At 37.7% G+C, this 22,120-nt stretch carries 20 protein-coding genes; 4 read left to right on the top strand and 16 right to left on the bottom strand.

What is annotated here, in order from left to right; translation table 11 throughout:
- Positions 1 to 56: 56 nt before the first annotated feature.
- Genes HW279_RS08375 through HW279_RS08360 form a run of 4 tightly spaced genes read right to left on the bottom strand, consistent with a single transcriptional unit; the run spans position 57 to position 3,105 of the window.
- The gene (locus HW279_RS08375; protein ID WP_002675733.1) at positions 57 to 686 is read right to left on the bottom strand and encodes a trimeric intracellular cation channel family protein; all 630 of its coding nucleotides are present in this window, start codon (positions 684 to 686) and stop codon (positions 57 to 59) included.
- Between the two features lie 47 nt (positions 687 to 733).
- On the bottom strand, positions 734 to 1,387 hold the full coding sequence (locus tag HW279_RS08370; RefSeq protein ID WP_178958637.1) for a hypothetical protein: 654 nt from the start codon (positions 1,385 to 1,387) through the stop codon (positions 734 to 736).
- Positions 1,388 to 1,407: 20 nt separating this feature from the next.
- Positions 1,408 to 2,715: a tRNA (N(6)-L-threonylcarbamoyladenosine(37)-C(2))-methylthiotransferase MtaB gene (gene mtaB / locus HW279_RS08365; RefSeq protein WP_178958636.1), complete on the bottom strand. Its 1,308-nt coding sequence runs from the start codon at positions 2,713 to 2,715 to the stop codon at positions 1,408 to 1,410.
- A 30-nt stretch (positions 2,716 to 2,745) separates the two neighbouring features.
- Positions 2,746 to 3,105, bottom strand: coding sequence for a hypothetical protein (locus HW279_RS08360; RefSeq protein ID WP_178958635.1), 360 nt, complete (start codon positions 3,103 to 3,105; stop codon positions 2,746 to 2,748).
- A gap of 333 nt (positions 3,106 to 3,438) precedes the next feature.
- On the opposite strand from HW279_RS08360, the gene HW279_RS08355 reads away from it, so the two are divergent.
- Positions 3,439 to 5,574 carry a S46 family peptidase gene (locus HW279_RS08355; RefSeq protein WP_178958634.1) on the top strand — a complete coding sequence of 712 codons (2,136 nt, stop codon included), beginning with the start codon at positions 3,439 to 3,441 and terminating at the stop codon, positions 5,572 to 5,574.
- Between the two features lie 52 nt (positions 5,575 to 5,626).
- Positions 5,627 to 7,015 (top strand): MATE family efflux transporter, encoded by a 1,389-nt coding sequence (locus HW279_RS08350; RefSeq protein ID WP_178958633.1) that lies wholly within the window; start codon positions 5,627 to 5,629, stop codon positions 7,013 to 7,015.
- A gap of 89 nt (positions 7,016 to 7,104) precedes the next feature.
- Here HW279_RS08350 and HW279_RS08345 read toward each other — a convergent pair whose 3' ends face one another.
- From HW279_RS08345 to HW279_RS08325, 5 genes are all read right to left on the bottom strand, one after another.
- Positions 7,105 to 7,713: a hypothetical protein gene (locus HW279_RS08345; RefSeq protein ID WP_009421116.1), complete on the bottom strand. Its 609-nt coding sequence runs from the start codon at positions 7,711 to 7,713 to the stop codon at positions 7,105 to 7,107.
- Between the two features lie 140 nt (positions 7,714 to 7,853).
- Complete coding sequence (locus HW279_RS08340) at positions 7,854 to 8,222, bottom strand: 3-hydroxyacyl-ACP dehydratase (protein ID WP_178958632.1); 369 nt, start codon at positions 8,220 to 8,222, stop codon at positions 7,854 to 7,856.
- 16 nt (positions 8,223 to 8,238) lie between these two features.
- Positions 8,239 to 8,850 carry a DUF3261 domain-containing protein gene (locus tag HW279_RS08335; protein WP_178958631.1) on the bottom strand — a complete coding sequence of 204 codons (612 nt, stop codon included), beginning with the start codon at positions 8,848 to 8,850 and terminating at the stop codon, positions 8,239 to 8,241.
- Positions 8,828 to 9,442 carry a LolA family protein gene (locus HW279_RS08330; protein ID WP_178958630.1) on the bottom strand — a complete coding sequence of 205 codons (615 nt, stop codon included), beginning with the start codon at positions 9,440 to 9,442 and terminating at the stop codon, positions 8,828 to 8,830. Before HW279_RS08330 ends, HW279_RS08335 begins: the two co-directional genes overlap by 23 nt.
- The gene (locus tag HW279_RS08325; protein WP_178958629.1) at positions 9,439 to 10,170 is read right to left on the bottom strand and encodes a polysaccharide deacetylase family protein; all 732 of its coding nucleotides are present in this window, start codon (positions 10,168 to 10,170) and stop codon (positions 9,439 to 9,441) included. Before HW279_RS08325 ends, HW279_RS08330 begins: the two co-directional genes overlap by 4 nt.
- 638 nt (positions 10,171 to 10,808) lie before the next feature.
- On the opposite strand from HW279_RS08325, the gene HW279_RS11220 reads away from it, so the two are divergent.
- Both HW279_RS11220 and HW279_RS08315 read left to right on the top strand, forming a co-directional pair.
- The gene (locus HW279_RS11220) at positions 10,809 to 12,209 is read left to right on the top strand and encodes a collagen-like protein (protein ID WP_178958628.1); all 1,401 of its coding nucleotides are present in this window, start codon (positions 10,809 to 10,811) and stop codon (positions 12,207 to 12,209) included.
- An 83-nt stretch (positions 12,210 to 12,292) separates the two neighbouring features.
- Complete coding sequence (locus tag HW279_RS08315) at positions 12,293 to 13,126, top strand: hypothetical protein (protein ID WP_255495806.1); 834 nt, start codon at positions 12,293 to 12,295, stop codon at positions 13,124 to 13,126.
- A 98-nt stretch (positions 13,127 to 13,224) separates the two neighbouring features.
- On the opposite strand, the gene HW279_RS08310 is transcribed toward HW279_RS08315, so the two are convergent.
- The 7 genes from HW279_RS08310 to lpxD all read right to left on the bottom strand — a co-directional run bounded on the left by HW279_RS08310 (position 13,225) and on the right by lpxD (position 22,057).
- Positions 13,225 to 14,187: a beta-ketoacyl synthase chain length factor gene (locus HW279_RS08310; RefSeq protein ID WP_178958626.1), complete on the bottom strand. Its 963-nt coding sequence runs from the start codon at positions 14,185 to 14,187 to the stop codon at positions 13,225 to 13,227.
- A 46-nt stretch (positions 14,188 to 14,233) separates the two neighbouring features.
- Positions 14,234 to 16,978 (bottom strand): cytochrome c biogenesis protein CcsA, encoded by a 2,745-nt coding sequence (ccsA, locus tag HW279_RS08305; protein WP_178958625.1) that lies wholly within the window; start codon positions 16,976 to 16,978, stop codon positions 14,234 to 14,236.
- Between the two features lie 337 nt (positions 16,979 to 17,315).
- Positions 17,316 to 18,233, bottom strand: coding sequence for a UDP-3-O-(3-hydroxymyristoyl)glucosamine N-acyltransferase (locus tag HW279_RS08300; protein ID WP_178958624.1), 918 nt, complete (start codon positions 18,231 to 18,233; stop codon positions 17,316 to 17,318).
- 2 nt (positions 18,234 to 18,235) lie between these two features.
- Positions 18,236 to 18,802 carry an elongation factor P gene (efp, locus tag HW279_RS08295; protein WP_002671577.1) on the bottom strand — a complete coding sequence of 189 codons (567 nt, stop codon included), beginning with the start codon at positions 18,800 to 18,802 and terminating at the stop codon, positions 18,236 to 18,238.
- Positions 18,803 to 18,840: 38 nt separating this feature from the next.
- Positions 18,841 to 19,635, bottom strand: coding sequence for an acyl-ACP--UDP-N-acetylglucosamine O-acyltransferase (gene lpxA / locus HW279_RS08290; RefSeq protein ID WP_009419333.1), 795 nt, complete (start codon positions 19,633 to 19,635; stop codon positions 18,841 to 18,843).
- Between the two features lie 6 nt (positions 19,636 to 19,641).
- Positions 19,642 to 21,030, bottom strand: coding sequence for a bifunctional UDP-3-O-[3-hydroxymyristoyl] N-acetylglucosamine deacetylase/3-hydroxyacyl-ACP dehydratase (locus HW279_RS08285; RefSeq protein WP_009411366.1), 1,389 nt, complete (start codon positions 21,028 to 21,030; stop codon positions 19,642 to 19,644).
- Positions 21,031 to 21,037: 7 nt separating this feature from the next.
- Positions 21,038 to 22,057: a UDP-3-O-(3-hydroxymyristoyl)glucosamine N-acyltransferase gene (gene lpxD, locus HW279_RS08280; RefSeq protein WP_053580502.1), complete on the bottom strand. Its 1,020-nt coding sequence runs from the start codon at positions 22,055 to 22,057 to the stop codon at positions 21,038 to 21,040.
- Positions 22,058 to 22,120: the final 63 nt, after the last annotated feature.

Raw genomic sequence — 22,120 nt, 5'->3', positions numbered from 1 at the left:
TCAATCAGAGTGCAAAAGTAATAAATAATGAGCAAATAACAATAGAAACTCAACTATTAAAACTTCGGCAACTCCCAATGGTATTTTACCGATAGCAATCGCACAGCTATAACTACCATTATGGTAATGAATACTACTAAGTTGTGATTTACAAAATTATCGATAAGGAAATAAACAGTACCTCCTGCTATGCAAGCTGTTGCGTAAATCTCTTTGTGGAAGACAGCAGGTAGTTTGTTGGCTAATATATCCCGAATAACTCCTCCGAAGCTACCTGTCATCGTACCTAAGATAATAGCAATAGTAGGCGACAAGCCAAAACGCAATGCTTTTTCTATCCCGATGATAGTGAACACCCCCAGCCCTATAGTATCAAACACCATCAGCGATTTGCTCCAATGCTCAGAGAATTGCTTTTTGAAAACAACGGTAATCACTACACTAATGACTATCATCAATATATACGTAAGATTGTTCATCCAGAATACCGGTACACTGCCTATCATAATATCGCGAAGCGTCCCCCCTCCTACTCCTGTTACAAAGGCTAAAATGAGCATTCCAAATATGTCCATACGGCGTTCTAACCCCACTAACACGCCCGAAATACCAAATACAGCCGTTCCTATTAAGTCCCAGAGATAAATCTGGTCTATCTGCGATAGTACATTGATAAAATCTTCCATTCTAAGTTTTATTTTAATTTCTGTGACTTGCCACACTTCTCTTAGCATTAATGCCAAATCTCCAAAAGTCGCCAAGTGTCCCCTACTGGCACAAACACAAACGCAATAGCTTTTTCCGTATTTTTACAACATACCCCATCGGGATAATAACTAAAAGTATAGGTTTGCAGGGCGTTGATATCATCGGTGAGTAACTCTTCTTCGGTAAGAAGTACACTGCCGTCTTTCTGTACCAACAAACGCATTAAAGGCTCTGCCAAATGCTGTTGTCTAAACGCCATATCAGTAGTGAATTGCTTGAAGAAAGTAGGGAACTGCTTTTGCTGGTCTACCAGCTGTTTAGTTTGCTTTTCCATTTCGGCATAAGGTAATAAGCTACCGTCCTTTTGCTGTAAGAATACCTGTTTGCAATCATCTTTAGCTACACAAAAGGTGTACAAATGTATATCGGTATAAGGCAATTGGCTCATTAACTGATAACGGTAATACGCTTTACTATCTTGTTGCAGGCTATCTTGCACCCAATAGGTGCGATTACTACCCGCAAGACTTTCTATCTGTTGTATTTTCCCTTTTACTTCTGCTAATTCAGCAACCGTTTGTTTAGCGGTCTCGGCATTACAGCTCTTTTTAAAGCTAATAACAGGGTTGTCACAAGCTAAAACCAGTAGTGAAAGGGGTATTGTTAAAAGAAATTTCATTTTATATCTCACCTTTTACCTTAAACAAATTCAAAACGTACCATTCCGTCTGTATCTATCTTAGTGAGCTTTACTTTGTGCAATGTATTCACTAAGGAAGGATCCCACGGGGCTTTTACCTTTACATAGTTTTCAGTAAATCCGTGAATGTAACCCTGTTTGTTGTCGCTCTCAAAAAGCACCGTCTTCTCTTTCCCCAGCTGACTCGTATAAAAGGCATTGCGTTTCTTTGCCGAGAGTCCACGTAACATCTTACTGCGTTTAGCGCGTACAGTATCGGGCACTACCCCGTCCATTAGCACCGCCTCAGTATTGTCGCGCTCGGAATAAGTAAATACGTGCAGATACGAGATGTCCAAATCATTCAGGAAGTAATACGTTTCCAAGAAGTGCTCATCAGTCTCCCCCGGAAAGCCTACAATCACATCTACCCCTATGCAAGCATCGAGCATCACTTCGCGTATTTTGGCTACTCTACTCACATAAAGCTCACGCAGGTACCGGCGTTTCATCTTTTTGAGAATTTCATTACTTCCACTTTGTAACGGAATGTGAAAGTGAGGCACAAAGCTGTTAGATTGCGCTATAAAGTCGATTGTTTCGTCCTTAATGAGATTCGGCTCAATCGATGAGATGCGCAGGCGTTCTATGCCTTCAACCTTATCAAGGGCTTGCACAAGTTCCAAAAAGGTATGCTCGTGCTTTTTGTTGCCAAATTCTCCCTTGCCGTAATCACCTATATTCACGCCCGTAAGCACAATTTCTTTGATACCTTTATCCGAGATTTTCTTAGCATTAGCAATGATATTCTCAATAGTATCACTGCGCGAAATACCACGTGCCATCGGTATGGTACAGTAAGTGCACTTGTAGTCGCAACCGTCCTGCACTTTTAGGAAAGCCCTCGTACGGTCTCCAATAGAGTAGCTCCCCACATAGAAATCAGTTTCCGAAATCTCGCAGGAGTGTACCACACCCTCATTATTTTTGGTAAGGTCGTCGATATATTGGGTAATGTTGAACTTTTCTTTTGCTCCCAACACCAAATCTACCCCATCTACCGAAGCGAGTTCTTCGGGTTTCAGCTGGGCATAACAACCCACTGCCGCCAAGAATGCCTTAGGGTTTGTTTTCAGTGCTTTACGTACGATTTGTTTGAATTGCTTGTCAGCATTTTCAGTTACTGAACAAGTGTTGATGACATATATATCAGCAGGGTCGTCAAAATCTACGCGCTGGTAGCCTTCTTCTTCAAAACTCCGCGCAATGGTTGAAGTCTCCGAGAAGTTCAGTTTGCAACCCAAAGTATAAAATGCTACTTTCTTCATTATTAATTGTCAATTATCAATTGTCAATTGTTAATTGTTAAAAAATTCTCTCTCTAAAAAATATTGTACAATGGCTTTTTTCATCAGTATAGTTTGTTCTCCAGGTTTTAGATCAGGGAGGTTTTGTAGCAAACGGTAATGAGGCCAGCCGTCAGGGTCTGTAAATTCGTATTGGTAATAGCCAAAGGGTTCTAAGAGCTTACAAATGCCAATATGCATCAAGTCTACTTTCTCATCTTTGACGTAAGTGCGTCCCAATTGTCCCAATTCTTGTACCCCAATGAGGTAGATAATCCCATCTACCCCCAATGTCTCTCCTTCGGTAAAAGTATTGGAAAGACGTTGTACCACCTCTTCCCAACGGGCTTTTAGTAGCTCGTGTTCGGTCATAATAAATTCATTTAGGGTGCAAAAGTACAAAAAAAAATCATATTGCAAATTTGTGCTACATCTGCCTTACCTTCATCTTATCCCCTCTTTAGTTCCACCTTATCGTCGTTCTTGGTTTGTCTTTTCTTCGTCCTTTCTTCGTCTTTTGTTCGTCTTTTGTTCGTCTTTTGTTCGTCTTTTGTTCGTTCATTGTTCGTTCATTGTTCGTCTTTTGTTTGTCCTTTTTACTAATTCTCTCATTTTCTAATTAATCTGCGTACACGGCTCGCACATTTGCTAATTTGCCAATTATTCCCTATCTTTGCACCCTAATAAATCATTATATCATTTTTTATGAAGAAAATCAGTCTTATACTGTTGGCTTTTTTATTGCTCACTCCCATAGCAAAAGCCGACGAAGGAATGTGGTTTTTGATGTTCATCGAACGTCTCAACCAAAGAGATATGCAGAAGTTAGGCTTACAACTCACTGCTCAAGAAATTTATAGCATCAATAATAACAGTCTCAAAGATGCTATCGTACAATTTAATGGAGGTTGTACTGCGAGTATCATCTCCAAAGATGGCTTAGTGCTCACTAACCACCATTGTGGCTATGGCAATATCGCTCAGCTCTCCACACCTGAAAACAACCATCTAAAAAATGGATTCTGGGCACGCTCTCACGCCGAAGAACTTTCACCTAAGCAATCGTTCGTGCGTTTCTTTGTGCGTATGGACAATGTAACCGACCGTATGCTATCAGTGGTAAAACCTTCAATGAACGAAAAAGAACGCGAAGCTGCTCTCAACCAAGAAATGGCTAAAATACAAAAAGAGAACAGTGAAGGGGGTAAATATGTAGTTTCAGTACGTCCATTCTTCCAAGGTAATGAATATTATTACTTCGTATACCAAGATTTTAAAGATGTACGACTTGTGGGTACGCCTCCTGAAAGCATTGGAAAATTCGGTGGTGATACTGATAATTGGGAATGGCCTCGCCAAACAGGCGACTTCTCGCTTTTCCGCGTATACACTGATAAAGACGGTAATGCCGCCGACTATTCACCTAATAACGTACCTCTTAAAGCAAAACGCTATCTTAAAGTGAGCCTTAAAGGAGTGCAAGATAAAGATTTTGCAATGATTATGGGATACCCAGGGCGTACCAACCGTTGGGAAAGCTCTTATTGGGTAGACCAAAACGTAAAATATGCCTATCCTGCGTGGGTAGAAGCCTCTAAAACAGCTATGGATGCTATGAAACACTTTATGGATAAAGACGATGCCGTACGCTTGCAATATGCTTCACAATATTCAAGCATTGCCAATTATTGGAAAAACCGCCAAGGTATGATTGATGCACTTACGGCTCATAAAACAGCAGCTACTAAGCGCAAAACCGAAGCTATTTTCGCCAAATGGGCTAATAAAGCTGAAAATAAGGCTGAATATGGCGACGTACTGAACACTTTATCTAATTTCTTTGAAAAAACCAATGCTAAATCAGCCGATGAGAATTATTTGGGTATGCTATGGCGTGCTTCTTTCTTTATAAAGATGCCTGTACGTTACATCAGTATTGTAGATGGGGCTAAACGCGGAGGTATGCCCGCTGAAGAATTGCAAAAAAGAGTTGATGACTTGTTAGCCGATTATGACAAAGTGAATTTAGAAGTCGAAAAGGCTATCCTTGCCGATATGTTACAGCTCTATGCTAACAAAGGTAACGAAGTTCCTTCTCAGTTGAAAGATATCAAAACAAAATATAATGGTAACTTCCATAAATATGTAGAGGAACTTTTGGCTAATAGCATTTACCGAAGCAAAGAAACAGCGAAAACAGGTACTCAACAAGATATCATACAATTAGCACAAGACCCTATTTTGCAACTCTCCGAAGTGCTTTTCAACAGTTACCGCAACCCTTCTCAAGAACTTATAAACTTAGAAGACAGCTATGCCAAAGCCTTCCGCAAGTTCGTAAAAGGTATGCGCGATTCTAAAATCAGTACTATTTTGTATCCCGATGCCAATTCTACTCTGCGCCTTACCTATGGTACGGTCATTCCATTGGCTGCCGATAAACGCAACCCCGATGTAAAAAAGAACTACTATACTACCTTTAATACCCTAATGGCAAAGTACAAAAAAGGCGATGCCGAATTTGATATGCCACAGCGTATGCTCGACCTTTATAAGAAGAAAGAATTTGGAAGGTATATAGACAAAGACGGTTCTATGCACGTAAACTTCCTTACTAATAACGATATCACAGGTGGTAACTCAGGTTCGCCTGTAATGAATGGTAAAGGAGAACTCATAGGGCTTGCTTTCGACGGCAATATCGAAGCAATGGCAGGCGATGTAATCTTCGACAAACAACTACAACGCACTATCAACGTAGATATTCGCTACGTCCTCTGGGTAATCGATATTTATGCCGGAGCCAAGAATATTATAAATGAAATAGAAACAGTACAGTAGAAAAAAGAGTTAGGAGTTAGCATATAAGCTAATTCCTAACTCCTAAAATAGAATGAGCCTATCAAGTTATACAAAAGAATTCAAATACAACTTTAAAATTGCTTACCCCATCATATTAGGAATGCTCGGGCACACCCTTGTTGGGTTCGTAGATAATGTAATGGTAGGTAAAGTAGGTATTACCGAACTCGGAGCAGCTGCTCTGGGTAATACCGCTATATTCATTGCAATGTCGTTTGCCATTGGTTTTTCTGTTGCTAGTACTTCCTTAGTAGCAATGGCTGACGAAGCAGGTGATAAACCTACTGCTCAGTCTATTCTCAATCACGGAATGGTACTCAATGTAATATTAGGAGTAGTACTCTTCCTTTTATTGTTTTTTGTAGAACCTGTGATGCGCTATACAGGACAAAGCGAAAAAGTAATAGAGTTAGCAGTACCCTACACCCATTTGGTAGCTTTTTCGCTTATTCCGTTGGGTGTCTTCACTACCTTCAAGCAGTTTGCCGATGGCTTATCAATGACCAAATATGCTATGTATGTTACTATCTTAGCAAACTTGCTAAACGTTTTTCTAAACTATCTTTTTATTTATGGTAATTGGGGTTGCCCAAAATTAGGAGTGTTAGGTGCTGGTATTGGTACCTTAGTATCACGAATTGTAATGCCTATAATGCTTTTCTTTATGTTGAAAAACTTAGAGAAGTCGCGTGAATACGTTATGAGTATCAGTTTTAAGAATATGCAACAAGCAATGTACAAAAAGATAACGGCTCTCGGACTCCCTACCGCTATGCAAATGATTTTTGAAACAGGTATATTTACCGCAGCTATTTGGATAAGCGGTATGCTGGGCGAAAATCATTTATCAGCAAACCAAATTGCGCTCAACTTATCGAGTATGACTTTTATGGTCGCTAATGGCTTAGGAATTACCGCTATGATACGTGTAGGGAATCAATTAGGAGCGAGAAACTATGCTAATTTGCGTAGAGTAGCTATTTCGGTATTTCTGTTAGTACTCTGCACACAAATATTTTTTGCCCTTCTTTTAGCGGTATTTCGCACTTGGTTACCGTCATTGTACTTAGAGATGGATAACATAGAAAAATTAGCTAATAATACTCTAGTAATAGGCGAAGCTGCCAATCTCTTGCTCATTGCAGCTATTTTCCAAATATCCGATGGAATGCAAGTAACAGCTCTTGGTGCCTTACGTGGAGTACAAGATGCTAAAGTGCCTATGTACATCACTTTTGTAGCCTATTGGCTAATTGCCTTCCCTATTCTTTATGTGTTAGGCGTTTATACCAATTTAGGTACTATGGGCATCTGGATTGGCTTGCTTACCGGTCTCACCGTCGCTACTGTCTGCCTCTTGTATAGGTTCAACCGTATCAGCTTACAACTGATAGCCAACAGACACCAATATACTTCTTAAAGTTTTTTGTAATTCATAAATAACAAAGGGCTGTTCAATGTACATTGAACAGCCCTTATATTTTTATTATAATAATTTATAAACTAATTTTAATCTTCTTCTTCTCCATCCCAGTATTCCAGAAACTCCTTTATGAGCTTGGCGGGATTGGCTTTCTTTGTCCAAGAAATAGGCGTATCTTCAAAATCTCGCTGGTGAATAATGATAGGAATATTACGCCCAAATACCTTTTCCACCTCTCCGTCGTCCAACAATCGTTTGGCGAGGACTATCACCTCTTTGATAAAGTCTTTACCAAACTTATCACCTTTTTTGAGGAGCTTGTCGTAAAGGTCTTCGTCTTCTTCTATGGCGCGGTCGTTTTCCTCATCAGAATAGAAATAAGGAGTTTTGGCGAACCACTGCTTGAGCAATTTGTCTTTTTTACCTCCTACGGTTTCTACTTCTGTTTGTAACCAATAATCAAAATTCCACTTGGCATCTTCTTTCGAAGTGGCGTTGTAACTCTCTTCTTTTACATTTGAAAGGGTATTATAGCCCAGTGTAATTTTAGGAAATCGCAAGTCATCATCGTCACACGTACAACAAAAAGACAGTACGTAGACTTCTTTTTTATCCTCTTCATTTGCAATTTCTTGAATTGCATTTTTCAACTTCTCGTAACTCTTCTCTGTAAAGTTTTTTAGTTCCTTTTCCACTATAAAATATTGATGTTTTAGTTCTATTTGCTTTTAATGATTTTTTCAAAATGTCTGCAAAAGTAACTATTTTATTTTACATAGCGTAATTTTTGAGCTATTTTTTTTCATTTCAGATAATGAATAAAGAAACGAACTTTTTAAGATACTATTTTATACAAATTCGTAAGTTTTAGTGCTACCGTTTCATCAAAGGAAGTGGTATTTTTTACTTGTATATCGGCATCTTTATGCTGAATGGCAAGTGTAAGTTGCAAAATAGGGTGAGTAATGGGGTTGATAAGCGCCATAAACTTCACATTGGTAGTTTTGGCTAAAAAGAGTTTATGCCCTGTAATTTCCTCGATAAGATTCTTGATTATTTGCATCATACACACCCCTGGTGTAATAGGATTACCAGGAAAATGCCCTTTGAAGATAGCGTGTTGAGGGTTGAGGGTAAGAGTGCAGAGATAGTTTTCTGCGTCTTGCTTTTCTAAGCTATTGAGGGTATAAAATTCTTTTAACATCTTTGAGAATAAGCAATTAATGATTTATAATTAAGGGTTCTAAAACTATTTTAATAGTAAAAGTGTGATGTTCTATGGTTATGTTGTTGGTATTATAGGTAAAAGTAGTGTATAGCTTCTTACCTTGCATATTGAGCTGTTTGAAGAGGTTGGTTCCTGAAGTAAACAAATAAACAGCATCATTCCCATCTTTGCTCTGTTGCACTTCGATAGCGCCATTGGCGTATTTTTGAGTAACCTGCCAATGGGTTTTAAGAAGGTGCTTAAAGTCGGAGGTGAGGGTGCGGATGATTATTTTCTTATTGAGGTCGGGGGTTATATAGTTGGTCTTTATCTTTCCGTTTTGGTTTTCAAAATCAAAAAGCGTATTACCAAAGTCGGTAGTAAGGGCTACTCGCCACGTATTATCTGCGGTAATTTTAGCTACTAAGAGTCCGTTGAAAGTGTGACCATAAGCAGTAATAGTAGCTCGATATAGATACTCCTCCCCTACTCTTACGTGAGGATTGACCATCGTTGTTGGCGTTGTAGCCACTGATTGGTATTTGGTAGGGAGTTTATAAGAAGGTGAGCAGCTGCTAAGGCTAAGCAATATAGCAAACAAACTACATTTTAAAATTTGCTTCATCAATTTTTGTATTTAGTTTTTTATTGCTAAATAAGATTTCGGTGTAGTCTTTAGAAGGCTCAATGAGTTTTACACGTTCCACGACACTATCAACATCAAAATACAGATGAATTTCACTCACATATTTTAAGAGAGTCTTATCCTTAGGCAATAGTTTTACCAATGTACTTTTGCCCGATTTGGTAAAGGTCATAGCGAATTCTTTCTCATTGAACATATCACCACTGATAGAACTCACAATGAGGTTATTTATTTTTTTGAAGACTTTATTATCGGCTTTCATCTGTGAGACATTACCTGCATCGTTCACCGTAATTTTATCTTTCTGAAAAATAATGCGATACTGATAAGGTTTTGTGTATTGCCAATTCAGTTTATCGGGTTTAGCAAATGCCATTTTACCTAATGTCTCAATATCCTTACTCATAAAATCCAAATGTTTTTTCTGAGTAAAATCGGCTTGCATTGTTTGAATTGCCTTGTTTTTAGCTATAGTTTGTGTTTTGAAGTCGCGTATTTGGGCTTCAGTAAGAGCTTGGGCACTAATTGTTAAAGGTGCAACACAAATAAGGAATATTAAGAGCTTTTTCATTCTAAATTGTTTGTAATCGTATAATTATTTTCTTTGAGGTACTGCAATAAGCGTTCCAAAACGGTGAGGGTATGAGGCAGGCGGTCGTGCATCAGTATGATATTGCCATTGGTGAGCTTGCGTACGATACGGTGAAAGAGCTTGTCTTCGTTGTGTATTACGGTGTCTAATGAGCGTACATCCCAACCTATGGCTTTCTTACTTGTGGTACGAATGGCTTTGGCTACTTGCGGACTAGTAATGCCATAAGGTGGTCGGAAATATGGGGTTATAATTCCCAAACGAGCTAAGACTTCATCGGTATGGCGGATTTCATCAGCAAGTGCTTTTGCGTGCAGAATATTTTTAGGTTGATGAGTAAAGGTATGATTTGCCACTAAATGACCTTCAGCTTGCATACGTTTGATGACCTCTGGATACTTTTTTATTTGTTTGCCTACACAAAAAAAGACTGCTTTTGCGTTGTATTTCTGTAAAAGGTCTAAAAATTGTGGTGTAAGTTCTGAGGGACCATCATCAAAAGTTAGTGCTACTGTTTTTGCTGGACGCCCCTTTAAGAAGTATTGTGTTTTAACAAAATAAGAGAGGCGAATATCGAATACGCCCCAAGAGGTAATGCCTAAAAACAGCACTATTAATAACACATATACCCACCAAGGGGCATTTTGTATAAATGCTGTTACAAGAGCGCTGATAAATATTGCGATTGTAAAAAGATATTTGTTCAATGTTTAAATGATATAGAGTTGATACTTTGTTAAGGAAAACCTCACACGGATTTCACGGATTTACACGAAATTAAGACTAAAAAAACTTTTTGTATTATATTATTTTACAAATTTTCATCTAACGGCAAATACTTTAGTTTTTCTACAATAAAAGTTGTTTTAGTACGGCAAAAGTAACATACATTTTTCTTCCTTACAAATATTTCAATTACTTTTTTCTCTAAGCGTAGGAATTCAGTTTTTACTAAGAGAATTATTCTTGCTTTTTTTGATGCAAAATTTTCTTCGTTTGAAAATAAGTTGTACATTTGTCGCGAATTTAAAAATTGTTTAAACACTTTTTAAAAGAAACTAGAAAAAACAATTACATAAAGACATAAATTAGCGTTTCGCTTTACAATTTTCCTCCTTATAGAAAACGACCATTTTTTAGTACTAGGAAAAGTGAAGTGGAAATGCCTGCGTTATAAGCGTGGGCATTCCTTTTACTTTAGTACAAAGCCTTTGGTCGGGCTCTATAAGGAAAGTAGTAAGGAATGTGCCCGCGTTTTTTTTATGTACTTATGTGAACGATAAAGGCGGAACCCGAAAAGCCTGTAAAAGAGTAGGAATAATAAACTAAATTTTTTATTTAACAAATGAGAAAAGTAATTTTAATGACAGTAATAGTGCTAGTAGTACTAACTGTAAGCAGTTGTAGAAAGGAAACAGAAAAAATTATTGAAAGAGTTGAGGTGCAAAAAGGCAATCAAATTCTTTCAGGAATAGGCGCTCCAGCTGAAACTCTTGGAAATGTAGGAGATTATTACCTCGACCTTTCCAACACTAATCTTTATGGAGCAAAAACCATACAAGGGTGGGGAAGCCCTATTAACCTAAAAGGCATACAAGGAGACAAAGGTGAAAAAGGAGATAAAGGTGATACTGGAACTACTGGACAAAAAGGTGAGAAAGGTGAAAAGGGTGATACTGGTGCTACTGGTCAAAAAGGAGACAAAGGCGATCGAGGGGAAAAAGGTGTTGTTGGTCAAGACGGTTCTAAAATATATGCAGGCACTACAGCACCTGCTAACAGTGTAGGTAAAGCAGGTGATTGGTATATTGACACTCTTAGCAAACGTCTTTATGGACCTAAAACCGATACTGGTTGGAGCAATAACTATGTAGAATTAGGAGGAAGTAGTAGCACTGCACCTTCCATACCTATTGAGAAAGACGACTATACATTAAGTCCTGATAAAAAAACTCTTGTAAGCTGGAATAGCAAAATTATCACTCATATTGACATGAATAACAATGAAGATTTAAGAGAGATAGAACACATAGGAAAGGGCGCTTTTTCACTAAAAGAAAAAATCGTTTCAGTCATTTTAGGAAATAAAGTAAAAACTATTGGAGAAGATGCTTTTTATGGTTGTACCTCTTTAACTTCTATTACTCTTCCTATTACAATAACAAATATAGGGGAATATGCTTTTAAAAATTGTAAAACTTTACATTCTATTCGCATTCCTGAAGGAGTAACGAGTATTCAAACTTGTACTTTTGAAGGGTGTGAATCTTTATATAAAGTGTATCTACCTAATAGTATTACAAGTATTGGTTGGATGGCTTTTGATAGTTGTGAATCATTAAAAACTATTTCTCTTCCAAATAATATAACAACTTTAGAAAAATATGCTTTTGAAAAAAGTGGCTTAACTTCTATTACCCTACCTGAAAAGTTGACTTTCGTTGAAGAAAAAACTTTCTATAGCTGTAAACGTTTGACTTCTTTAACTATATCAAAAAATGTAGGATCTTTTGCTAGAGAATCTTTTGCTGAGTGTACAAATTTGACAATAGTTATATGTGAGGCTATAAATCCTCCTATGATAAATACGATAGGAAATTATGGAGGCTCTAGTTCCAAATCGGTATTTAAAAACACTCCCACTAATAAAACACTTTTTGTTCCTGCTGAATCTCTTGATAGTTACAAAAGAAGTTTTTGGAGTAATTCAGGTGAATTCGGAAACAATATAAAAGCAAAACCTTAGAACTAATAGTAAAAACAAAGTATAGGCATAGAAAAGCAAGTATGCCTATACTTTTTATTTTTGCACCAAATAAAAAAACACTTATGAATTTAGAACTATTTTTAGACAGCTTAAAGAAGCACATAGAGATATTTAGAAACTATATAAAATCACAAAGAGAATTTATTAAAGAAGAAGAAAAACGCTTTAATCAATTAGCTAGGAAAAGTGTTGCTAAAGAAATAGTACATGCTAAAAAGGAGGCTGAGGGCTATCAACCTAATAGCGAACAACAAAAGGAAATAAAAGAAAAAAAGAAACTTTTAGATCAATATTTTAAAGAAAACGACCTAATTAATAACTTTGACTTTGAAATTAACTTTCAAATTGACTGTTTAACTTGTGAGTTAGAACACTTAGAAAATGGTTATTCTGAAACTGAAATTACTACACATATATACAACAACTATTATGAGTTTTCTGAGAGTAATTTTACTGCAATGTTTGAACAATATAGTAGCAAAGCTACTCTTATATTAGTATATAGTATTTTTGAATTCTATCTAAAAACTTTGTGTATAAATTTGGGTGCAAAAGTAGAAGAACTAAAAAATATTGATTATATGAAAGACTATCTTAAAAAAGAAGAATTAACATTCAATACTCCTTATTGGTACTTCTTAAACATTGTAAAAGACTTAAGAAACTGTATAGTTCATCATAATAGTATTGCTAATAATATGAATAATTACAAAAATATAAGAAGAATAGCATCTACCTCAAAAATCACTTTACATAAAGATGAAAAAGGTAATACACATATTGTTAGACTATCCGAAGATTTTTTTACTATGACTTTTGAAAATATCCTAAAATTCTTTGAAGACTTAGTGAAATCAAAACAAAATAAAGCAAATAAATTAACTCATATAAGCTAGAAAAATCCACAGAAAAAAAACACAATTAGTTGATTGTGAGATATTTTAACAAATTTCAAAACTTTAGTTAAGTAAAAGCGACCCAAAAAGTCGCTTTTTTATTTCTTCAAGAGTACAAAACTAAAATCTTTGCCTCTATATGAATTTACTAATAAAATATGTTGTATGGGAGTGGAAAGAGTAAGTTTACAAATGGCGGGAAGGGTTTGCTTTTGTAGTACTTGGCAAGCCAACCAAAATCCAAAAGCTGAGGCTGTGTAATACTCACTACTCAGGTTTTTGTAGTGCAAGGTAGGGAGTCGCCAAGAACGATTTTCTGCTTCTCCAGTAAGTATCAAATCTATATTAGAGAGGGTAAGATGGTGGCGAGAAAGAAAGTCGTTTAGGGCTGTTTGTTGTTGCTCGGGGGTGAGTTCATTGTACAAAGCCACATCTACAAGTTCTCCATAGGTATTGGGGGTAGCCTCTGATGATAAAGCAAAAAAACTCGCTCCTTCCCCTTTTTGATCAAGTCCTACTAAATCATATAAATACAAAGTGTGCGGACTGTGTTCATCTACACCTCCTACCAAAGCAGTATTGATAGCGTCTTGCTCCATTTGCATTTTAGCATCTAACAAAGCCGATTCAAATGATACAGCCCCATTTACATAGGTAAAGTTTTCTCCTTTGCACTGCAACAAAAGAGCTATCTGCCCTGCAACAGTATTGTGGGTAGATTGTATAAAAGCCGTGGGAGTGAGGTGCTCCTCGTTATCATTGATAAGCGCTGTAAGGAATTTTTCAGAATCTTGCAGGCACCCCATACCCGTACCCACCAAAATAGCATCAGGGGTAGTGATATGCGCTTCTTTTAAGGCTTCGGTAGCAGTCGCTATACCCATTTTTACGCCTTTAGCCATACGACGACTGGCATTAGGGGCAATATATTCTTTATAAGAAGGTTCTTGAGCGTAACACACTTCCTCTGGAGTAACCTTTAGGGCTTCATCGAGGAAATAAGGTGTTAAGAAAGTAGGTTGAACCGATATGCAGGCTATTCCGTTGATATAAGACTTCATTCAATTAACAATTAACAATTAATAATAACGATTTAGGAGTTAGATATTAGGAATTAGTATTAGACTTTGGTAAAACTTGTGATGTATTTTTCACTCTCAAATACGATACCAGTCCTAACAACAGTACTATACCCACAGCATAATACACAAAAGCAGGGGTGATAATTTTATCGCCTGTGGCATAGCTGTGCATACCTGTAAGGTAGAAATTCACACCAAAATAAGTCATTAGGATACTGCCAAAGGCAACAATGCTCATAAAGTTGAACGCCCATCGTCCGCGCCAATGGGGTATCAAGCGCAGGTGTATCACCAAGGCGTAAACCATAATGCTAATCAATGCCCAAGTTTCTTTAGGATCCCATCCCCAATAACGTCCCCAGCTTTCGTTTGCCCACATACCACCCAAAAAGTTGCCTATGGTGAGCATTACGAGCCCCACTGTAAGAGCTAATTCGTTTACAATAGTGAGTTCTTGTTGTATGAGATTGATTTTATAAGCGTTCTTGCGAGTAGTAACTATCATCAGTAGGAGGTTGATTACACCTAAGAGCATTCCTAAGGCAAAAGGTCCATAACTACCTACAATCACGGCAACGTGTAGCATCAGCCAATAGCTATTGAGCACGGGTTGGAGGGTACCAATAGCAGGATCCATCCAATTCCAGTGAGCGATCATCAGTATCATAGCGGTTACAAAAGCGGTGGCAGCAACCGTGAGGGGGGAACGTCGCGAAAAGAAAAGTCCTACCCCAATAGCCGACCATCCTACATATATCATACTCTCATAAGCATCGCTAAAAGGTGCGTGACCTGAAAGATACCAACGTACAACAAGTCCTACAGTATGCAGGATAAAACAGAGCCACAGCAAGGCTATACCTATTTGGGTAAGTCTTCTAAAAATTTGTTTTGGTATAAAAATATGCCATAATAGCACTATAAATAGCACTGTACCAAGATACAAATACGCTTGAAAGAGTTGTTCAAAAATATTGATGCGGTTGTACCACAATTCAGTTTGTACTTTGGCAGGTGAGGGCAATACCTCAGCCGAGTAAAATTCTTGTTGTAGCTTGATATTGTTGAGCACCTTGTCGGCTTTGCTATAATCGCCTGTTTCAGTGGCTTGTTGTAGCAAAATAAGGTAAGCAGGCAGTGCGTTTTTTACAAATTGTTTATACAGTGGGTCGGTGATTTGGAGGGTGTCGTTTACGTAATCTAAGTGCGAAATCCACTTATGATTAGGGTCATTAGGCACAGGGAAGACCTTAAAAATATCACCTTGTAGCGCTCTGTTGAGCAAGCCAATACGTTGGTCTACTTCCTTAAAATCTTTTTGAAATTGGTTAGGAGTATTTGTGTTGTAAATATCTTTCAATAAAGGGGCGAGCTTATACTGTCCATTTGCATCAAAAAAAACTTTGGGTTTTACCCATTTGGTTCCTTTGGGGACTCCCAAAAAACGATGTAAACTGTCATTAGCTTTCTTCAAATAGATAATGTCCGACTCATACCACGCTTGTGGACTGAGGAGCATAGAAAGCAAGACTTGATCGGAAGTGAGCCCTTTATAAGTATCGTGTTTACTAAGTTTGCGCAAGAGTTCTGAAGAGAAGGTATTCACAGGTTTAAAGCGCCCATCATCTTGAATGAGCATAGCACCAAATTTTTCAGCGTGCGCTTTGTTGGGTACTACCATAGGAGTTTGGGCAGTAGCCAAAGAGCCAAAACATAATGCTAAAACTATTGCAACCCTTTTGGCTTGGAGGTCTTTAAGTTGCTGATTGAGTTTCCTAAATCGGGATTTGCCTACAAACATAAATGCCAACATACTACCGAAGAGCAGTATATAACCTATGTAAGTGATGAGGGTACCCCAAAAGTCGTAGTTTACCGATAGTATAGTACCTTGTTCATCGGGGTGAAAAGAAGATTGGAATAAACGATAACCTTGATAATTGAGAATATGGTTCATCTCAATATCATAAGGAAAAGTCTTTCCTCCCTCACTCACGGTTACTTTACTTTTAAAGGAAGCATAACTATTCTCGGTACCAGGGTATTTTTCGGCTATAAAATCGTTGAGGGTAAGACTAAAAGGCAATTTTTCTTCGCGTGCTCCATAGCTTAGGTGAAACTGCAAGCCGTTCAAATCTATAGTGGTAGGAGGGTGTTGCACACCGCGTTTGCCCATTACTGTTACTTCTTTGCGCTGATTACCTGAAACAACTTCCAATACCAAGGCATTCATTCCCTCACCTATACGTTTAAACGATTTATAGGTAATACTAAAAGGTTTGCCTTTAAAATCGGACAACCACTTGTAATGATTAGAGGTATAAGGTGAGAAAAGCACCTCTTTTTGTTTCTTTTTGCGCAAGGGAGCTCCTTGATAGTTGCCATCTACCATTGCGGTGATATAAGTGCGGTCGGAGAGGTAAGTATTTGTAGTTTCTCCTTCGCGTAGAGAAATCATACCCTCATTACCAAAGTAGCGCGTAACCCCAGCCCCTATGATGATAAACACCCACGAAAGGTGCAGTACAAGCACTGCCCAATTCTCTTTTTTGAGTAATCGGTAGCGGGAGATATTCCCTATAAAATTCACAACAAAAAGTACCATTATCGCCTCAAACCACCAAGTGTTATACACCCAAATACAGGCGGTATCGGTATCGCAGTCGTTTTCTACAAGAGTTCCTATTGCCATAGCTATAGCAAAAGCAATGAAGAGAATTGCCATCAGCCTGGTAGAATATAGGAAAGAGATGAATCTGCGTACTATCATAATTGGGGGCAAAGGTAGTGAGTAATTAACAAATTAGCAAATTCTTCAATTAACTAATGAAGAGAGCTGAGAATTCGGAAGGAAACAAAAAGATTCGGAAGATGTTTTTTAGTCCAAAATTAAAAAATAGCTTCTGGAGGAATATAGTTAGCTTATACAAAGCTTATAGGAAGCTTGAACGAATCTTGGACGATTGGTATACAATAGCTATATAAAAAGTTGAAAATTAGTAGTTAAGAACTAAGAGAAAAAAGAGGCCTGAGCGAAGGTAAAGTGATAAAAAACGAAAGGAACTACCTAAAAAGGCAGTTCCTTAATTGTATAACTATAAAATTACTTATTTACAATTGATAAGCTGTTTGAGTGCACTCATTTCTTTATATTTCTCACGGGCTTCCCCAGCAGGATAACCAAAATAAGTTTGTCCGCCCTCCAACGATTTAGAAATACCACTTTGAGCTAAAATCACTGCTTTTTCACCTATGGTGATACCGCTGGTTATTCCTACTTGTCCCCAAATAGTTACTTCATTTTCTATTACCACACAACCAGCAATTCCTGTTTGTGAAGCAATGAGGCACTTCTCTCCCACTACTGTATCGTGACCTATATGCACTTGATTGTCTATCTTAGTTCCTTTTTTGATAGTGGTATCACCTGTTACTCCTCTATCAATGGTACAAAGGGCACCCAAATCCACATTATCCTCAATTACTACACGACCGCCTGACTTGAGTTTATCAAAAACTCCGGGACGTTTTTTGTAATAAAAAGCATCTGCTCCGAGCACTGTGCCGGCGTGAATAGTTACGTTATCACCTATCACACAATCGTCGTAGATACTCACATTAGAATGAATCCGGCAGTTGTTACCTATTACTACATTGTTACCCAAAAAAGTACCTGGTTGCACTACTGTATTTTCACCTATACGAGCTGAAGGGGCTATAAGTGCAGTTGCTTTTTGAAAAGGTTTAAAAAAGTCAGTAAGTTTATTGAAATCGCGAAAGGGGTCTTCGGATATTAAAAGGGCTTTCCCTTCAGGGCACTCGACTTCTTTATTAATCAGTACAATAGTAGCCTTAGAATGTAATGCTTTTTCGTAATACTTAGGATGATCTACAAAAACTATATCACCAGCTTGTACGACGTGAATTTCGTTCATTCCAAGTACTGGAAAACCTTCTGCACCTACGTATTTCGCATTGATGATAGTAGCTATTTGTTTAAGGGTATAAGGCTGTGAGAAACGCATAATTAGTCTTTCATTCTTTCGACATAAGTACCTTTTTCAGTTTCTACCTTAATGCGGTCACCTTCGTTGATGAAAAGAGGTACATTCACAATAGCTCCTGTTTCTACAGTAGCAGGTTTAGTAGCATTAGTAGCTGTATTACCTTTTACTCCTGGTTCTACGTGTGTAACAGTAAGGATAACGTTAGCAGGCATTTCAACTGAAAGCGGTGTTTCGTCTTCGGCATTGAAGATTACCATCACGGTTTCACCTTCTTTAAGTAAATCGGGGTAATCGAGCATATCTTTACGGATGTGTACTTGGTTGAAGTCGTCATTGTTCATAAATACGAACTCATCGCCTTCGGCATACAAATATTGGAAAGAACGAGTTTCGACACGTACATCTTCAATTTTGTGACCAGCAGAGAAAGTATTGTCGAGTATTTTACCTGTGGTAACACTTTTGAGTTTAGTACGTACAAAAGCAGGACCTTTCCCTGGTTTTACGTGTAGAAATTCAATAATTTTGTAGATATCGTGATTGAAGCGAATGCACAATCCTTTTTTAATGTCTGCGGTTGTTGCCATTTATTCTATTTTAATTATTTGTTTTTAGTTTTAAGTTCTTACTCTTTTATTAATTCACCGTGATAGCCTTTCATAATACCGTGCTGTGAGCGACGCACGAATTGCAATATCTCATCGCGTTCTACAGTGGCTTCCATTTCAGCTTCTATATAGTCCAAAGCGTGAGAAGTACTGAGTTTCTTTTGGAAAAGTACACGGTAAATATCTTGTATCTCACGTATTTTCTCAGTAGTAAATCCACGACGATGTAACCCTATAGAATTCACTCCTACATAAGAAAGTGGATTGCGTGCGGCCTTTACATAAGGAGGAACATCTTTACCTACGAGCGAACCTCCTGTTACAAAAGCATAACTCCCAATAGAACAAAACTGATAAACAGCAGTCATTCCTGCCATCACAGCACAATCACCTACAGTTACGTGTCCTGCAAGAGTAGTACCATTAGAGAAAATACAGTTGTCCCCCACAATACAATCGTGAGCGATATGAGAGTAAGCCATTATCAAGCAATTGTTGCCTACTACAGTTCTCATACGGTCAACGGTACCTTTATTGATGGTTACACACTCTCTGATAGTAGTATTATTGCCTATGTGAGTAGTGGTTTCTTCACCTTTATACTTGAGGTCTTGTGGAATGGCTGAAATTACAGCTCCAGGAAAAATTTTGCAGTTCTTCCCAATACGCGCTCCCTCCATAATGGTTACGTTAGGTCCTATCCAAGTGCCCTCACCTATTTCTACATTTTTACTGATAGTAGTAAAAGGCTCTATCACTACATTTTTAGCGATTTTGGCATCGGAGTGGACATAAGCCAAAGGTTGAATCATATACTTTTATTTTACTTTAACAATTTGAGCCATTAACTCAGCTTCAGTAGCCAACTTCCCGTTCACATAAGCGTAAGCTTGCATATGGCAAATACCACGGCGAATAGGCGTTAGTAATTCTAACTTGAATATAAGAGTATCCCCTGGCACTACTTGTACCTTGAACTTCACATTGTCTATTTTCATAAAGTAAGTGAGATAATTTTCAGGGTCAGGTACGGTACTAAGTATCAATACACCTCCTGTTTGTGCCATTGCTTCTATTTGGAGCACTCCAGGCATTACAGGAGCTCCGGGGAAATGCCCTACAAAGAAAGGTTCATCCATTGTTACATTCTTTAAACCTACGACGTGTTTGTCAGAAAGTTCAAAGATTTTATCTACCAACAAGAATGGCGGACGGTGAGGTAACAACTTCATTATATCAACAGTATTGAGTAACGGCGGTTGATTGATATCTATAGAAGGAACGTTGTTACGACGTTCATTTTTTATAATCTTAGAAAGTTTTTTAGCAAATTGAGTATTGGTGAAATGCCCAGGTTTAGTAGCAATTACTTTACCACGAATGCGTGTGCCTACCAATGCCAAATCGCCTATTACATCCAATAGTTTATGACGAGCAGCTTCGTTAGGGTAATGCAAAGTAAGATTATCAAGCACTCCATTAGGTTTCACTGAAATATTATCTTTGTTGAAAATCTTTTTAAGTTTCTGCATCGTACTATCAGAAATTTCTTTATCTACATATACGATAGCATTATTCAAATCTCCTCCTTTAATCAAACCGTGATCAAGTAAAGCTTCGAGCTCGTGCAAGAAACTAAAAGTACGAGCATCAGCTATTTCGGTTTTAAATTCGGAAAGTTTATTGAGATAAGCATTTTGAGTGCCCAAAATCTTAGTACCAAAATCTACCATTGTAGTCACTTGGTATTCCTCGGCAGGAATGAGAGTAATCTCACTGCCTGTTTCTTCATTTACGTAAGTAATTACTTGTTTTACTATATACTCATCACGCTCTGCATCTTGAGGAGTGATACCCGCTTTTTCTATAGCTTCTACAAAATATTTAGAAGAACCATCCATAATGGGAGGTTCGGAGGAGTTGAGCTCAATAATCACATTATCCAAATCCATACCGACGAGCGCTGCTAAGATGTGCTCACAGGTTTGGATTTTCACCCCCTTTTTCTCTAAAACGGTGCCACGTTCTGTACTTGCTACATAGGTAGCATCAGCTTCGACAACGGGGTTTCCTTCTAAATCGGTACGTACAAAGGTAAAACCATTGCCTACTGGTGCAGGTTTGAGCACCATTTTTACTTGTTTACCAGTATGTAACCCAATACCTTCTAAGGTAATTTCTTTGGATAAAGTATTTTGCTTTACCATAGTGTATTTATTTTAATTTTTTTTCTAATTCTTCTAAGCGTTTAAGCAAGTTAGGTAATTTTCTAAAAATGACATAAGCTTTGTTGTATTCGGCGTGCCCCAAAGCGGGAGAGCCTTGTATCGCTTCGTCGTCTTTAAGGTTGCGACCTACCCCTGTTTGGGCTTGTATTTTCACGCGATTGCCTATTACTAAGTGACCTACGATTCCCACTTGACCACCTATCATACAATTTTCGCCTACTTTAGTTGAGCCAGCGATACCTGTTTGGGCAGCAATCACTGTATTTTTACCTATTTCTACATTGTGGGCAATATGTATTTGATTGTCTAACTTTACTCCCTTACGAATGATAGTAGAACCTAAAGTTGCACGATCTATAGCTGTTTCTGCACCTATATCTACAGAATCTTCAATAACGACATTACCTATCTGTGGCACTCTGCTGAACTCTCCTTTTTCATTGGGCTGGAAGCCAAATCCGTCAGCACCTAATACTACTCCACTGTGGAGCATACAATTTTTGCCTATGACAGTTTCGGAATATATTTTACAGCCTGCAAAAATAGTAGTCCCCTCACCTACTGATGAGTTATCACCTATGTAAGTGTTAGGATAGATTTTCACATTATCGCTTATCACTACATTTTCGCCAATATACACAAAAGCTCCTATATATACATTTTGTCCTATTTTAGCAGATGAAGCGATAAACGAAGGTTGTTCTATACCTACTTTATTCATTTTCACTTGATTGTAAAATTCTAAGAGTTTAGTAAAAGCGGCATAAGCATCGTCCACTCTCACTAAAGTTGCTGATATTTTATCTTCAGCCTCAAAGTCCTTATTTACAATCACTATAGATGCTTGAGTAGTATAAATGAAATGTTTGTATTTAGGGTTTGCCAAAAAAGATATACTCCCTTCACTTCCCTCTTCAATTTTTGAAAGTTTATAGACTTCAATTTGGGGATTTCCTTCTACTTCACCGCCGAGTACATTGGCTATTTGTAATGCTGTAAATTTCATTTAATTAGTTTATAATCAAAACGATATAAAGCAATATTTATATGTTTTTGTCTTAAAAAAAGG

The organism is Capnocytophaga sp. oral taxon 903, assembly GCF_013394785.1.
GTDB lineage: Bacteria > Bacteroidota > Bacteroidia > Flavobacteriales > Flavobacteriaceae > Capnocytophaga > Capnocytophaga ochracea.
Note: the sequence above shows the minus strand (reverse complement) of the source record. Positions and strands in the feature narration are given on the sequence as shown.

What these genes read in the sequence shown, in the direction of transcription:
- HW279_RS11220 (WP_178958628.1), top strand. Translation starts at nt 10,809, where the DNA reads ATGAGAAAAGTAATTTTAATGACAGTAATAGTGCTAGTAGTACTAACT.
- HW279_RS08315 (WP_255495806.1), top strand. Translation starts at nt 12,293, where the DNA reads ATGAATTTAGAACTATTTTTAGACAGCTTAAAGAAGCACATAGAGATA.
- lpxA (WP_009419333.1), bottom strand. Translation starts at nt 19,635, where the DNA reads ATGATTCAACCTTTGGCTTATGTCCACTCCGATGCCAAAATCGCTAAA.
- HW279_RS08310 (WP_178958626.1), bottom strand. Translation starts at nt 14,187, where the DNA reads ATGAAGTCTTATATCAACGGAATAGCCTGCATATCGGTTCAACCTACT.
- lpxD (WP_053580502.1), bottom strand. Translation starts at nt 22,057, where the DNA reads ATGAAATTTACAGCATTACAAATAGCCAATGTACTCGGCGGTGAAGTA.
- ccsA (WP_178958625.1), bottom strand. Translation starts at nt 16,978, where the DNA reads ATGATAGTACGCAGATTCATCTCTTTCCTATATTCTACCAGGCTGATG.
- HW279_RS08300 (WP_178958624.1), bottom strand. Translation starts at nt 18,233, where the DNA reads ATGCGTTTCTCACAGCCTTATACCCTTAAACAAATAGCTACTATCATC.
- HW279_RS08370 (WP_178958637.1), bottom strand. Translation starts at nt 1,387, where the DNA reads ATGAAATTTCTTTTAACAATACCCCTTTCACTACTGGTTTTAGCTTGT.
- HW279_RS08335 (WP_178958631.1), bottom strand. Translation starts at nt 8,850, where the DNA reads ATGAAGCAAATTTTAAAATGTAGTTTGTTTGCTATATTGCTTAGCCTT.
- mtaB (WP_178958636.1), bottom strand. Translation starts at nt 2,715, where the DNA reads ATGAAGAAAGTAGCATTTTATACTTTGGGTTGCAAACTGAACTTCTCG.
- HW279_RS08340 (WP_178958632.1), bottom strand. Translation starts at nt 8,222, where the DNA reads ATGTTAAAAGAATTTTATACCCTCAATAGCTTAGAAAAGCAAGACGCA.
- HW279_RS08350 (WP_178958633.1), top strand. Translation starts at nt 5,627, where the DNA reads ATGAGCCTATCAAGTTATACAAAAGAATTCAAATACAACTTTAAAATT.
- HW279_RS08330 (WP_178958630.1), bottom strand. Translation starts at nt 9,442, where the DNA reads ATGAAAAAGCTCTTAATATTCCTTATTTGTGTTGCACCTTTAACAATT.
- efp (WP_002671577.1), bottom strand. Translation starts at nt 18,802, where the DNA reads ATGGCAACAACCGCAGACATTAAAAAAGGATTGTGCATTCGCTTCAAT.
- HW279_RS08285 (WP_009411366.1), bottom strand. Translation starts at nt 21,030, where the DNA reads ATGGTAAAGCAAAATACTTTATCCAAAGAAATTACCTTAGAAGGTATT.
- HW279_RS08355 (WP_178958634.1), top strand. Translation starts at nt 3,439, where the DNA reads ATGAAGAAAATCAGTCTTATACTGTTGGCTTTTTTATTGCTCACTCCC.
- HW279_RS08375 (WP_002675733.1), bottom strand. Translation starts at nt 686, where the DNA reads ATGGAAGATTTTATCAATGTACTATCGCAGATAGACCAGATTTATCTC.
- HW279_RS08360 (WP_178958635.1), bottom strand. Translation starts at nt 3,105, where the DNA reads ATGACCGAACACGAGCTACTAAAAGCCCGTTGGGAAGAGGTGGTACAA.